15 protein-coding genes are annotated in these 13748 nt (G+C 36.2%); 4 read left to right on the plus strand and 11 right to left on the minus strand.

Going from position 1 to position 13748, the window contains the following annotated elements; genetic code table 11:
• Positions 1 to 31: 31 nt before the first annotated feature.
• The 4 genes from accB to pdxA all read right to left on the minus strand — a co-directional run bounded on the left by accB (position 32) and on the right by pdxA (position 2619).
• Positions 32 to 514: an acetyl-CoA carboxylase biotin carboxyl carrier protein gene (gene accB / locus LKL37_RS10405; RefSeq protein WP_047385964.1), complete on the minus strand. Its 483-nt coding sequence runs from the start codon at positions 512 to 514 to the stop codon at positions 32 to 34.
• A 127-nt stretch (positions 515 to 641) separates the two neighbouring features.
• Positions 642 to 845 carry a 50S ribosomal protein L32 gene (gene rpmF / locus LKL37_RS10410; protein WP_007843326.1) on the minus strand — a complete coding sequence of 68 codons (204 nt, stop codon included), beginning with the start codon at positions 843 to 845 and terminating at the stop codon, positions 642 to 644.
• Positions 846 to 912: 67 nt separating this feature from the next.
• Positions 913 to 1443 (minus strand): YceD family protein, encoded by a 531-nt coding sequence (locus LKL37_RS10415; protein WP_431610519.1) that lies wholly within the window; start codon positions 1441 to 1443, stop codon positions 913 to 915.
• Positions 1444 to 1527: 84 nt separating this feature from the next.
• Entirely contained in the window at positions 1528 to 2619 is a 1092-nt protein-coding gene (gene pdxA / locus LKL37_RS10420) for a 4-hydroxythreonine-4-phosphate dehydrogenase PdxA (RefSeq protein WP_129037608.1), read from the minus strand.
• Between the two features lie 48 nt (positions 2620 to 2667).
• Between pdxA and LKL37_RS10425 the strand changes: the two genes are divergently transcribed.
• The 3 genes from LKL37_RS10425 to LKL37_RS10435 are packed head-to-tail and all read left to right on the plus strand — an operon-like array spanning position 2668 to position 5400.
• The gene (locus LKL37_RS10425; RefSeq protein ID WP_431610520.1) at positions 2668 to 3252 is read left to right on the plus strand and encodes a riboflavin synthase; all 585 of its coding nucleotides are present in this window, start codon (positions 2668 to 2670) and stop codon (positions 3250 to 3252) included.
• A 1-nt stretch (position 3253) separates the two neighbouring features.
• Positions 3254 to 4708, plus strand: coding sequence for a sensor histidine kinase (locus LKL37_RS10430; protein WP_431610521.1), 1455 nt, complete (start codon positions 3254 to 3256; stop codon positions 4706 to 4708).
• Entirely contained in the window at positions 4708 to 5400 is a 693-nt protein-coding gene (locus LKL37_RS10435; RefSeq protein WP_431610522.1) for a tRNA1(Val) (adenine(37)-N6)-methyltransferase, read from the plus strand. Before LKL37_RS10430 ends, LKL37_RS10435 begins: the two co-directional genes overlap by 1 nt.
• Positions 5401 to 5439: 39 nt before the next feature.
• On the opposite strand, the gene LKL37_RS10440 is transcribed toward LKL37_RS10435, so the two are convergent.
• The gene (locus tag LKL37_RS10440; protein WP_034692990.1) at positions 5440 to 6150 is read right to left on the minus strand and encodes a cell division ATP-binding protein FtsE; all 711 of its coding nucleotides are present in this window, start codon (positions 6148 to 6150) and stop codon (positions 5440 to 5442) included.
• Positions 6151 to 6304: 154 nt separating this feature from the next.
• Positions 6305 to 6463, minus strand: a complete 159-nt coding sequence (rpmH, locus tag LKL37_RS10445) for a 50S ribosomal protein L34 (protein ID WP_034701860.1) — start codon at positions 6461 to 6463, stop codon at positions 6305 to 6307.
• Between the two features lie 236 nt (positions 6464 to 6699).
• Here rpmH and LKL37_RS10450 point away from each other — a divergent pair, with 236 nt between their 5' ends.
• Positions 6700 to 7704: a DHH family phosphoesterase gene (locus LKL37_RS10450; protein ID WP_431610523.1), complete on the plus strand. Its 1005-nt coding sequence runs from the start codon at positions 6700 to 6702 to the stop codon at positions 7702 to 7704.
• A gap of 27 nt (positions 7705 to 7731) precedes the next feature.
• Here the strand turns inward: LKL37_RS10450 and LKL37_RS10455 are convergent, their stop codons facing one another.
• The 5 genes from LKL37_RS10455 to tilS form a co-directional block, all read right to left on the minus strand.
• Positions 7732 to 8535: a patatin-like phospholipase family protein gene (locus LKL37_RS10455; RefSeq protein WP_431610524.1), complete on the minus strand. Its 804-nt coding sequence runs from the start codon at positions 8533 to 8535 to the stop codon at positions 7732 to 7734.
• Positions 8536 to 8607: 72 nt separating this feature from the next.
• Positions 8608 to 9390: an alpha/beta fold hydrolase gene (locus LKL37_RS10460; RefSeq protein WP_431610525.1), complete on the minus strand. Its 783-nt coding sequence runs from the start codon at positions 9388 to 9390 to the stop codon at positions 8608 to 8610.
• 111 nt (positions 9391 to 9501) lie between these two features.
• Entirely contained in the window at positions 9502 to 10029 is a 528-nt protein-coding gene (locus tag LKL37_RS10465; protein ID WP_431610526.1) for a biopolymer transporter ExbD, read from the minus strand.
• A gap of 273 nt (positions 10030 to 10302) precedes the next feature.
• Positions 10303 to 12372, minus strand: coding sequence for a cytochrome c biogenesis protein CcdA (locus LKL37_RS10470; RefSeq protein WP_431610527.1), 2070 nt, complete (start codon positions 12370 to 12372; stop codon positions 10303 to 10305).
• Complete coding sequence (gene tilS, locus LKL37_RS10475; RefSeq protein WP_431610529.1) at positions 12362 to 13711, minus strand: tRNA lysidine(34) synthetase TilS; 1350 nt, start codon at positions 13709 to 13711, stop codon at positions 12362 to 12364. Before tilS ends, LKL37_RS10470 begins: the two co-directional genes overlap by 11 nt.
• Positions 13712 to 13748: the final 37 nt, after the last annotated feature.

Raw genomic sequence — 13748 nt, forward strand, 5'->3', positions numbered from 1 at the left:
AACATCTAATGTCTAACATCTAACTTCGAAATTAAGATGGATCTACTAAGAATAAAGGTTGGTCATACTCTACAGGAGTAGCATCATCAACTAAAATTTTAACAATTTTTCCGCTGATTTCAGATTCAATCTGGTTGAATAGTTTCATTGCTTCAATAACGCAAACTACTTTACCAACAGAAACTTCGTCACCTACATTTACAAATACATCTTTATCAGGAGATGGCTTTCTATAGAAAGTACCGATCATTGGAGACTTGATTGTTACATATTTGCTGTCATCAGATGCAGCTTCAGCTTTCTCTGCAGCAGGAGCAGCAGGAGTAGCAACAGGTGCCGGAGCCGCTACTGCTTGTGGTGCAGTGTGGTATACTGCAGGTTGTGCGTAAACAGCATCGCTTCCAGCTAATGGAGTTTTAATAGTGATTTCGAAATCTTTAGTTTTGTATTTCACTTCTGAAACTTCAGCTTTAGATACAAACTTAATAAGATTTTGTATGTCTTTAATGTCCATAAATTTGATATTTGATTTTGGTTCAAAGATACCAAAAAAACGTAAAAAACAACAAAAAACCGCCAAATTTTATCAAAATTGGGCGGTTTTTGTATTAAAATGAGGCTTTTTCAATGAAAAGCGACTCTTAGTTTTCTTCAGTAGTAGCTACTTCTTTTTCCAATACTACTTTACCTCTGTAGTAAAGTTTCCCTTCATGCCAGTGAGCTCTGTGGTATAGGTGAAGCTCTCCTGTTGTTGCATCTTTAGCTAATTGAGGAACTACAGCTTTATAATGAGTTCTTCTCTTATCTCTTCTTGTGGACGATTGTCTTCTCTTTGGATGTGCCATTTTCTAATAACTTTTTTAATTGATGAGCGATGAGATTCATCATCTCATCATATTTAAATTATTCTATTTAATTATTGTCTTTTAACTTTCTTAAAGCATCCCACCGGGGATCACTTTCATGTTCTTCCTCTTCATTTTCCTCAATATCTTTAGGACTGAACTGATCAAGAATCTGAAGATCTTCATCATTTACATTCGGTGAAATCTTTTTCATCGGGATAGAAAGCATTACGTTTTCGTAGATCAAATGGGCTACGTTGAAAGCGTGCTCTGTGCTGGGAATGGTAATGACATCTTCATTGCTGTCATCATATTCTTCCCCGAAATTCACCAAAATTTTGATTTCATTCTCAATAGGATAGTCGAAATCTTCGTTTGTGATATCACAAACCAACTCTACCAATCCATTAATTTTTATCTCAAATTCTAAAAAAGTAGTATGCTTATCAAGTGATACATGTACTTCTATTCTAGGATTTGTAAATTCCTGTTCAGTGTCAAATAATTGAAAGAACGTTTTATCTATCTCAAACCTGAACTCGTGTTTCCCGTTTTTCAGTCCGGAAAAGCTTACATCATAGTTTCTTAACTTGTCCATAAAATGAGTGTGCAAAAATATGCATTTTTTTTATAATAACAAATAAAATCTGAAACAAATTAATTTAAAATTTGTTTTAAAGATTTATGCTTCAGTTTCCTCCGGTAGATCCTCATCTATTCCGTTGTCTACAACCATTTTTCTTGGCTGAAGGCGGTCGTTCATCAGTTCACTGTATTCACTTCTGTTCTTGAAAACCTTGATCGCTGTGAAGATAGCTTCTGTAAAACTCTGCTCATCGGCCACATTTTTTCCCGCAATATCATATGCTACTCCGTGATCCGGAGAGGTTCTGATAAAAGGAAGTCCTGCTGTGTAATTTACTCCTTCTTCATAAGCCAGTGTTTTGAAAGGAGCTAATCCCTGATCATGATACATTGCTAAAACTGCATCGAAATTTTTGTATTTGCTGGGTTGGAAGAAGCTGTCTGCCGGGAAAGGGCCAAATGCCAGTATCCCATTATCAGAAAGTTCTTTGATAGCCGGGGAGATAATTTCAATTTCTTCGTTTCCGATCACGCCGCCATCTCCTGCATGAGGATTTAATCCCAACACCGCAATTTTAGGTTTTTGAATACAAAAATCTTCTATCAATGTTTGGTTTAATACTCTGATCTGTTTCTTGATTTTTTCCTTGGAAATATTTTCAGCGATCTGTGCAATAGGAATATGATGCGTAGAAACGGCTACTTTAAGATCTTCAGTAACAAGGAACATCAGCCCCTTTTTGTTGAATTTCTCTTCAAAATACCCTGTGTGTCCGGCATGCTTAAAGCCCATTTTTACCATTTCATCTTTGTTGATGGGAGCAGTTACCAGAACGTCAATATCTCCTTTCATCAAAGCTTCAGTAGCTGCTTCCAGAGAATCTATCGCCATTTTCGTGGATTCTTCCGTAGGAACTCCCAATTCTACATTAACGTTTTCCTTGGTTAGGTTAACCATATTAAGCTTCCCGGCTTGAGCCTGCGAAGCTTCATTAACATAGTTGAAATTAAGATTCAGCTTAAAAATATTTTTCTGATAAGTGAATAATTTTCCCGAACCAAAAATCACAGGCGTGAAAAAATCCGTAATGGTTTTGTCTTTCAGAGACTTCATGATGATCTCCGGGCCGATGCCGTTGAAATCACCGATTGAAATTCCTACTCGTACTTTATGGTTTTTTGGGCTCATTTTGATTATCTTTGAAGATTATAATTTACAAATTTAGCAAAAAATAATATGTTCACAGGAATTATTGAAGCAGTTGGTGTTATTGAGAAGATTGAAGAAAAAGGAAGCAATATAGATTTTACCCTGACATGCCCTTTTACAAACGAACTGAAAATTGATCAGAGCCTTGCGCATAATGGCTGTTGTCTTACAGTTGTTGAAATAAAAGGTGATCAATATGTGGTAACCGCTATCAACGAAACACTGGAAAAAACAAATCTTGGAAAATGGGAATTGGGTACCGTTGTAAATCTTGAGCGTTGCATGAAGATGGATGGAAGACTGGATGGACACATCGTTCAGGGACACGTTGATAAAACCGGTGAAGTAGTGGGGATTGAAAATAAAGACGGAAGTTATTTTATTACGATGAAGTATGAAAATGACGGAACTTTTGTAACCGTACCTCAGGGATCAATCACGGTAAACGGAATCAGTCTTACAGTTGCTAAAAGTGAGGATGCACAGTTCTCAGTAGCTATTATTCCTTATACATGGGAATTTACCAATATGCAGCATTTGAAAATTGGTGATAAAGTAAACCTGGAATTTGATATCATTGGTAAGTATATTGCTAGGTTAATTAAAAAGTAGAATGTCAATTAATAAATATAAAGGATATAGCTTAAGGAACCGTGTGTTTTTTGGTTTCCTCCTGGTATGTTTTTTAAGTGTTGTAGCTACTTCACTTGTTCCGTACTTTGTGCTGAGGAATAACTCTATGCAGCAAAGTACTATTGACATGCAGGAGAAAACCAATGCTGTCATGCGGTATCTGGACTATGCAGTAAGCCAGACTCTTGTAGAAACACAGGATCTTCCGAAAGTTTTAGGAAACAAAATTTTTGAAATTGCGGATATCAATCAGCATGATATTGTTATTTATGATTTGAAAGGGGGATATCTGCTTTCCAGCAAGGATGAAGCTTTGGTAGATCAGAAAACGATTCCCATAGAAATTGTAAATAGAATTCTGGCAACTGATGCAAGAGTAGATATGGTGAGATATGATGCAACCAAAGACGCTAAGCTGACCTCTTCCTATCTTTTGCTGAAAAATAATGAACTGGAACCGATAGGTATTGTTTATATTCCTTTATATCATAATGAATCTGCCTATCTGGAGGTTCTTCACCAGTATGTAAAATATATTCTTTTAGTCGATATATTTCTTATTTTGTTTAGTGTGTGGATAAGCTGGGTGACCTCTAACAGTCTTGCAAAAACCATTACAAAATTCTCTGATATGATTACCCGTATTACATTGTTTGAAAATGAAATGCGCCCTATCAGATATTATAAAAATGATGAGCTTAATGCTTTGGCGAGAGCTTATAACAGGATGATTCTGCAGATCCAGGATCAGAAAGAAAGACTTAGGTTTAAAGCCTCTGAAGAAGCATGGCGAGAAATGGCCAAGCAGGTTGCGCATGAGGTAAAAAATCCGCTGACACCGATGAAGCTTACGATTCAGAATTTTGAAAGAAAATTTGATCCCGAAGATCCGAATATCAAAGAACGAGTAAAACAGATGAGCAAAACTATTGTTGATCAAATTGATCTGATTGCGACAGTGGCCTCAGCTTTCTCAGAATTTGCAAAGCTTCCTGAAAAAAATAATGAAGTGATCAATCTGAATACAGAGGTTGAGGATATTCTCCGTGTATTCAATGATGACAGTATCTTTATGCATGCCAATAAGAATAATATTATGATTAATATGGACAGGATTTATCTTTCCAGGATTATAACAAACCTTGTGACCAATGCAAAACAGGCAGAAAGTGATGAAAGAAAACTGATCATCAATGTAGACGTGGAACAGCATCAGAGAAGAGTGATTATCTCTGTTCAGGACAACGGAGTCGGGATTCCTGAAAATATGTATGAAAGAATCTTTGAACCGAATTTCACTTCTAAAAGCAGTGGAATGGGGCTTGGTTTGTCTATGGTGAGAAAGATGATCGAGGATTATAAAGGTGAGATCTCTGTGAAATCAGAAGTAGGGAAGGGATCCACATTCATAATTACACTGCCTACCAATTTATAGTGAAACCCTTTACATTTAAGCAATTTCAAATTCAGCAGTCTAAAGACGTCTTTCGTGTAGGAACAGACGGTGTTCTGCTTGGTGCTTTGGCTGATGTTGAACATGCTGCCAAGGTTTTAGAGGTGGGAACGGGCACCGGGCTGATTTCTTTAATGCTTGCACAAAGAAATGCAGAGGCTCATTTTTTAGGATTGGATATTAATGAAGAGGCTGCTGCAATTACTCAACTTAATTTTGAAAATTCACCTTTCTATACAAGGCTGAAAAATAAATTTCAGGATTTTAAAACTTTCGAAACCGAAGAGCGTTTTGACTTGATTGTTTCCAATCCTCCTTATTTTGAGGAATCAGGATCCGGAAAAGATAAAATTGCCCGCCAGACTGTGGAATTAAACTTTATGCAGTTAATATCCAAGGCTTCTAAACTTTTGTCTGAATGTGGAATTTTTTCAGTCATTATTCCTATAGAGGCGGGGGAAGTTTTTATTTCAATTGCAAAAGAAAACGAATTGTTTCTGAGCCGTAGAGTCAATATCAAAGGAATTGAAAATTCGAAGACTAAAAGACTGGTTCTTGAATTTTCATCAGAACAAAAGAAAACCTACGAATCAGACTTTATAATAGAGAAAAGTCCGAGACAATACTCGGACCAATATCTTGAACTCACCAAAGAGTTTCATGTTTTTAAATAGGGAAGTTAGAAATTTCTGACTCCTGAATCATTCAAATCCTTATTCAAATAATTCTGAAGTATCCAATACAGAAACTTTTCCGTCTTCACATCTGATGGCTTCACCAGGGAAATTTTGGATCATGTGGTAATCGTGTGTAGCCATTACTACGGCAGCGCCATTTTCAAGGGCAACCTGCTTTAATAAAGTCATGATTTCGTTGGACGTTTCAGGGTCAAGGTTTCCTGTCGGTTCATCCGCTAGAATAAGATCCGGGTGGTTAAGAAGGGCTCTTGCAATGGCAATACGCTGCTGCTCACCTCCGGAAAGTTCGTGAGGCATTTTGTGCTTTTTGCTTTTCATGTTCACGCTTCCTAGAACCTCGTTGATACGGTCTTCTATTTTTACTTTATCATTCCAGCCTGTTGCTTCAAGAACAAATTTTAAGTTTTTCTCAACCGTCCTGTCAGAAAGTAATTGGAAATCCTGGAATACGATTCCTAGTTTTCTTCTTAAGTTAGGAATATCAGATGGTTTTAGTTTTGCCAGATCAAATCCTACAACAGCTCCATGTCCTGATGCTAATGGAATGTGTCCGTAAAGCGTTTTCAGAAGGGAACTTTTTCCGGAACCTGTTTTTCCGATAAGATAGCAGAATCTACCTTTCTTTATATTAAGATTTACATCAGAAAGTACAGTAAAGTTTTTTTGCGCAATCTTTGCGTTTTGTAAACTTATGATATTGTCTCCGGCGATATTTGTATGTGGCATAATTTAATTTTAAAGACTGTTTCTAACAAAAATATTTGAACTTTTAAAAATAGAAAAAAGATGTTGATATAGCCTAAATTTTAGTAAATTTTAACAACAAAAAATGCCTGAAAAGAGACTTCTCAAGCATGATTTGTATATGATAATAAAAAGATTATCTCTTAGCGCGTGCAGCACTTACAGTTAAACTCTTTCTGCCTTTAGCTCTTCTCGCAGCCAAAACTCTTCTTCCATTTGGCGTAGACATTCTTTCTCTGAAACCGTGTTTGTTTCTCTTTTTTCTTTCTGATGGCTGGAATGTTCTTTTACTCATTACTATATGTTTAAATCGTAATTAATCTATTAATTTTCAGGTTGCAAAGATATATAAAATTTTATAAGTTGCAAACTTTAATTATCTTTTTTTAAAATTAAATTGAATGTTTTTCGGCCGGGTATTTTATAAACCCTCATGGGAAAACCATTTTCCGGTGCAAAAATAATATTTAAATGATTTATATAAAAGCTCTATCTTTGAAAACTTTAATTTTAACGAAAAATAAACACCGGATGTTTACACCAGCAGAACTTTTAGATATTAATACATTACTTACGCAAGATAGCAAAATAGTTATCCTTACCCACTATAATCCGGATGGAGATGCTATTGGTTCAAGCCTGGGATTGAAACATTATCTGAAAGCAAAAGGAATTTTGGCAGAGGTAATCGTACCTAATGATTTTCCGAAATTTCTGAAATGGATGCCGGAGGCTAAAAAAGTGATTATTGCTGAATATAAAAGAAAGCTGGCTTCTGATATGATTGCAGGAGCAGATGTTATTTTCTGCCTGGATTTTAATTCTCCGTCGAGAATCGGTTTATTAGGAGAATGGTTGGTAAAAGCTCCGGGAAAGAAAATTCTTATTGACCATCACCAGCAGCCGGAACAATTTGATTTTGTTTATTCTGATACGGTAATTCCCGCAACTTCACAGATGATTTATCATTTCATTGAAGCAATGAATGATGAAAAACTGGTCAACCAGGATATGGCAGAATGTCTTTATACAGGAATTATGACTGATACGGGTGGTTTCCGTTTTCGTTCCACCAGTGCCACTACGCACAGAATTATTGCAAATCTTATCGAACATGGTGCAGATCCTGCGATGATCACATCCAATACATGGGATACCAACACCGTTTCCCGCCTGCATTTGCTTGCTTTGGTTCTGGGAAGAATAGAAGTGGTAAACGATGGGACAGTGGCTGTTTTGAGCCTTACAAGAAATGAATTAAAAGAATTTGGTTTCCAGAAAGGAGATACAGAAGGTTTTGTAAATTATGGTTTAAGCATTGCCGGAGTGAAAATGTCTGCATTCTTTATGGAAGATTTGTATGAAGACTTCGTTAAAATTTCTTTCAGAAGTAAAGATGATGTAGATGTGAATCAATTCTCAAGAAAGTATTTCAACGGTGGAGGGCACATTAATGCAGCCGGAGGAAAATCTTTAGATTCTTTAGCCGGAACGATAGTCAACTTTAAAGAGAAAGTAAAAGAGGAAGGCTTTTAAAAGATTAATGACTGAGTTTCAAAATCATCAGTTTTTACGAAATCCTTTTTCTTCAAGTTCCTGACAGGTATAGTCATAGACTTGCTGAAACATTTCATCCATATATCGTTTGTTGAAAAGACTGTATTTCGTCATTTTGGGCGGATCTAAAAATATATTACAGTATTTCGCTTTAGAATACACCGACTTTGCGATGGCTAAGTGAAGGATTCTGTCAAATTCTTTCATCAGACTCATTTTCTTTAACTCATCATAACTGATCGAGTTCACATGAGATGCAATAAGGAAGTTGCATTTATCCATAATGGGTTCAATCGGAAGATTGTCCAGAACACCCCCGTCTACATAGATTTTTTCACCTATTCTTACCGGAGGAAGGATGAAAGGAACACTGGAAGAAGCCAGTAACGGACCGAAAAGTTCTCCCTCGGAAAAAAAGTCTACAATGCCATGAGTCATTTCTGTGGCAGCAACGCACATAGGAATTTCCAGAATACTGAAATTGTCTTCCGGGAAATAATCTTTGAACAGTTTTAAAATAAAATTGGAACTGAAAATCCCGTTTTTTGATAATTTTAAAGAAGATCTTGAGAAAAAAGAGGTTTGCCTTACAATTTCCATCATCTCATCCGGCGTTTTTCCAAAAGAATAGAATGCACCAATAATAGAACCAGCGCTTGTTCCGGAGATAATGTGCGGTTTCAGGTTGTATTCTTCCAAAGCTTTCAATACGGCAATATGGGCAATCCCACGCATTCCTCCGCCTGAAAGTGTAAGCCCGATAACCGGTAGTGCCGGTGATTTCTTTTTTTTGAATGAGAATAAAGCCATTGCAAAAATTATCCTCTACTAATATACAGGATTTTTTATTAAACACAGCTTTAATCTGTTATGAAAGCGAGGTTATAAAACCAGCTTTTTAGGAAGATTGTGAAGAAGTTCCGTATTGAGGATTTCTGCACAGATACCAGGTTTTTCCCAGTGACCGTTGTGGCCGCAATCCAGGATATAAGATTTGATATTCGTTCTGTCCGGAAGATGCTTTATCATCATATCGGTTTTTACAGCATTATCGTGTTTTCCGGCCAATACTAAAATTTTAGCTTCCAGACTTTCCAGAATATGTTTTTTATCGGTTCTTTCTACCATACCTTTTACGCAGGCTAGTGCGCCCATATTGTTGGTGGAAAGTGCAGTCTCAAGAGCGATTTCTATTTTGCCTTCAAGGATGTCTCTTTCATTCGGATTGAATAAATTGGGAACTCCGGCTCTTGCATAATGGGCAAATGCATCTTTTATGATTCTATAGCTTTTGATTCTCTGTTGTTTTTTCTCTTCGTCATCCGGAAAATAAGTAGAGAAAAATAAAGTCAGACTTTTTAAAGAGTTGGGGTATTTTTCAGCAAAGGCGAGCGAAGTATATCCTCCCATCGAATGTCCCAGAAGGTGAACTTTTTCTAATTTTTGTTGATCTAAAACTTTTTTTACCTCTTCAGCCATCAGTTCCATGGTGTGAACTTCTGCAAGAATTTCAGACTGTCCGTGGCCGGGAAGGTCAATTTTGAGCAGTGAAAAATCTTTGGAAAGATGAGATTCCATATCGCTCCAGATGGATAGATTTTCCATAAATCCGTGAAGAAGTACCAACGTTTCTTTTCCGTTTCCTTTTCTCTCAAAGTTCAGCATGATTCCAAAATTATAAAAGATTAAAAATAATGCAGCCGTCTATATGCTGCAGGCTCATTTCTTCTTTCAAATGTAAACAAAAAAGAGCATTTTTAAAATGCTCTTCGTGTTTTATTGAGTTAATTCCTTGTAAATCTTTGTTTCCCAAGGTTTGATATCTGTTACTCCATATCTTTCCTTTTTAGAGATAGCAAGGTTGTCCAGCATGTCTACAAAATTCTTGTAATTGGCGTCATCCGTAGGTTTTACAATTACAGTGAATTTTTTCTGATCAGGAGCTTTTTGATAAGCTTCCGCAATGATTTTTGAGATCTTTATTCCACTGAAATCTGTTTCATTAAAGTTTCCTGTATTCAAATCTTTTGCATTGCTCTGATGATAAAATACACGGTTGTCTTTTCCTAAAATAAAGGTAATCTGGTTTTGATCTCCGATTACATTATCAGTTGGGAGCGGGTTTGGATTATGATCTTTTGCCGGCAGCCCCAGATCCATTACATTAGGTTTTGTAAAATTAGTGGTGAACATAAAGAATGTGATGAGTAAAAATCCCAGATCTACCATTGGAGTCATGTCTACTCTGATCATTTTTTTCTTTTGTCTGCCGCCTTGTTTCTCTTGTGCGATTACTTCTGCCATGATTAAAAATTTTTAAATGTTAAACGGTGTTTGTTGATTAATTCTTACAAAACACATGCCTTGTTTGCGAAGTAGTCAATAGATTCATGAATCTATTGATGGTTTTTGTAATAAGTTTTAATTTTCCCGTTTCTTTTAATCTGTTTTAAAAAAATATATAATTATGACATTGTTGGTTTGTGGATTGTTGAATTTTCAGGATCACCTTTGTCAGGATCAGCACAAAAAAACTCACACGATAAAGTGTGAGTTTTTAAACGATATATAAATGATTTATTTGTTCTTTTTATAGAAATTAACGCCACATTCCAGGAATTTTTTGAAATCCTCTTTTGGCATATATCCTGAAACGGGAGTGTTGATTACTTTCCCGTCTGGAGTAATTAAAACATAGTGAGGCTGAGAGTTATTGTTGAAGTTAACCTGTTGGAATAAGCTCCATCTGTCACCAATTGTTTTTACTTTTTTGATCTGTCCGTCACCAAGATCGATTTTTGTTTTTTGATCCTCAGGAAGCTCTTCTTTGTCATCTACGTATAGAGAAGCTAATACTACGTCATTCTGTAAGATAGGTAAAATGTCTGGTTCGCTCCATACAAATTCTTCCATTTTTCTACAGTTTTCACATCCGTACCCGGTAAAGTCAATCAGGATGGGTTTATCTTCTTTTTTAGCCAGTTCTATTGCTTTGAAGAAGTCGTGTTCCGGATGCATACCAAGAATGCCGTCTTTTTCATCATGGAAATAACTTACGTTCAGTGGAGGTAATATTCCGCTTAATAACTGAAGTTTCGGACGGTCGGATGGGATTAATCCCTGAATTAAGTAAATCACGAAACCGATTCCCAATGCCCCTAATATTTTTCTTGTGATAGATATTTTAGGTTTTTTATCATCATGCGGGAATCTGATAAATCCTAATAAATATAATGCTAATCCTAATGCAACAATGATCCAGATCGCGATGAAAAGTTCTCTTTTTAAGAAAAATGTTTTAGATACAAGATCTGCTTTAGATAAGAATTTCAGTGCTAAAGCCAATTCTACGAAACCTAAAACTACTTTTACCGTATTCATCCATCCTCCGGATTTCGGAAGACTTTGTAATGCCTGCGGGAATAAAGCCAGTAATCCGAAAATAATAGCCCATGCCAGTCCGAATCCTGCCAATGCAAATGTCAGCAGCATAGGAACGTTTGTAGAACCCGTTACTGCACTTCCTAATAAACTTCCCAAAATAGGTCCTGTACAAGAGAAAGAAACAATCACCAATGTCAATGCCATGAAGAAGATTCCGATAATACCTCCCGCTTCTTCAGCTTTAGAAGATTTGTTGGCGATAGAACTTGGTAACGTGATATCATAATACCCGAAGAAACTTCCGGCAAAGAAGATGAATATGATAAAGAAGGCTATATTCAGGCACACACTGGTAGAAATCTCATTGAAGATATTTCCTGCAATTCCGTCGATAATATGGAAAGGAATACTCAATAAAACAAAGATAAGAAGGATGAAAAATCCATAGATAAGAGCATCTCTTTTCCCTTTTGCTTTGTTTTTACTTCCTTTCGTAAAGAATGAAACCGTCAGCGGGATCATTGGGAAAACGCAAGGAGTAAGTAATGCGATTAATCCTCCGATAAATCCTAGGAATAGGTAAGTCCAATAGTTTTCATCTACCTTGGTAGATGCTGTACCGCAATCCGTCAATGGCTTTTTGAAATCAATCGTTTCAATTTTCAGCTGTTTAGGATCCAGTTTTGAAGTTTCTGTTATCGTAGCTTCAGTTTTTGCAGGATTTTCAGTAACAGTCTCAATTGTTTTCGCCGAATCTTTTACAGGGTCTGCTGTTTCCTCAGTTACAGCCTCTTCCGTTGCACCTTTTGGTGTAACTTTCTGGTTGAATTCTAATGTATTGGGAGCCAGACAAACTCTGTCGTCACAGGTCTGATACGTAATCTCAGAAGTGACATCCGCAGGTTTTGTCGGATCTTTTAATTTAAATTTTTGTTTAAATCCAGCTGAATTGGAGTAGAAAACAATAGTTCCTCCAAATGCTTCAGAAAATTCTTCATGTTTTTTACCCACTTCGGTAAACTTCCCGATCAGTTCGATATTCTTTCCTGTCACTTTATACTCAGTAGGAATTCCGGTGTCTTCCGGTAAATCTTTTGAGTAAATATGCCATCCGCTCTCCATTGTAGCATTCAATACCGCTTCGTACTGATTGTTCCCAAGATCGTTGATGGTAAATTTAAATTTTACAGGATTTTTGATCTGCGCATTAATTCCTGTCGCTAAAAATAGTAGAATTAATAAAAACCAATTTCTAAATTTCATTGTTCCTTTCATTAAAAATTTTGAGACTCCACTTTGTCTTCTCATTCTTTGTATATCTTCTATCCTGCCTGAAAGGGATGATCCCAAGTACAGAATCATTACTGTCAGTCAGTATCCAGATTTTTTGCCTCGCTAAAATAGATAATTTTTCGTCCCTAAAAAACTTAGAAACTTTCTTTTTCCCCGAAAAATCGGTCGGATAAAACTCGTCTCCCTCTTTTTGTTTTCTCAAACACAGCGGAAAATGGAGTTTTTCAGCATCAAAATGCCATTCAAATCCTTTATTGATTTCATCAATGCTTTCAATGTAATCTACGATATTAATGTGAATTTGGTTTTCGGAAAAATCAAAATGATCGATCAGCAGTATTTCTTCTTTAGTTTCCTTTTCTTCACCTTTCTTCATGAAAATCAACTCATCACGGTTGATAATCAACTGATATTCTTTTGAGAAAAAAGAACGGTTGTTTTCGGCTTTGAAAATTTTGGGAATTTCTTCTTCCTGATTGAAACCGTATTTTTTTAAGATTTCAAATTTCACGAAATCACTTTCCTGATCAAGCTTTTTCTTTGATAAAACTTTATGGTCTTTGTTAAATATCGTAAGATAATTTTCTATTTCCTGAATCTTTTTCTGAACAAAATCTTTGGTTTGATTCAGAAGCAAAGAACTTTTTCTGAAGTTTTCCAGAAAGTGGTCATTGGTCTCCATAAGCATTGGAACAATCTCATTTCTAATCTTATTCCTCAGATAATCATTCTTTTTATTAGAGAGGTCTTCCCGGAATTCAATAGTATTCTGCTCGGCAAACTCATATATTTCTTTTTTTGAAAAGTCTAAGAGAGGACGAAGTATATGATTATCATTCGATGGGATTCCGCTCAGCCCATTGATGCCGGCAGCTTTGGAAAGATTGATAATGAAAGTTTCCAGCTGATCATTCAAATGATGAGCTGTAACCAGAAATTCCAGACTTTCTTTTTCCTGAATTTCTTTGAAAAAAGCATACCGGAGTTCTCTCGCCCATAGTTGAATAGAGTTTTCAGGTTTCTGATCTTTCTCCGAAACTTGATACAGATGAAATTTTATATGATTTTTCTCACAAAAATCCTGCACCGTTTTCTGATCCAGATCCGAATCATTTCCACGAAGTTTATAATTGATATGTGCTACCTGAAACCGGAACTTTGAATTCTGAATTTCATGCCCGAAATCCCTGAACAAAGAGGCTAAGACCATAGAGTCGGCACCTCCGCTTACCGCCAGAAGATACGTGCGGTTTTCCGGTTCGTGAACGAGATTTTTTAATTGATTGGTAAAGGTTAATTTTTTCAACATATATGTTGATAATTTCTTTTATGCAAAGATAACCGAT

It is taken from the genome of Chryseobacterium sp. 'Rf worker isolate 10' (genome assembly GCF_050753305.1).
GTDB lineage: Bacteria > Bacteroidota > Bacteroidia > Flavobacteriales > Weeksellaceae > Chryseobacterium.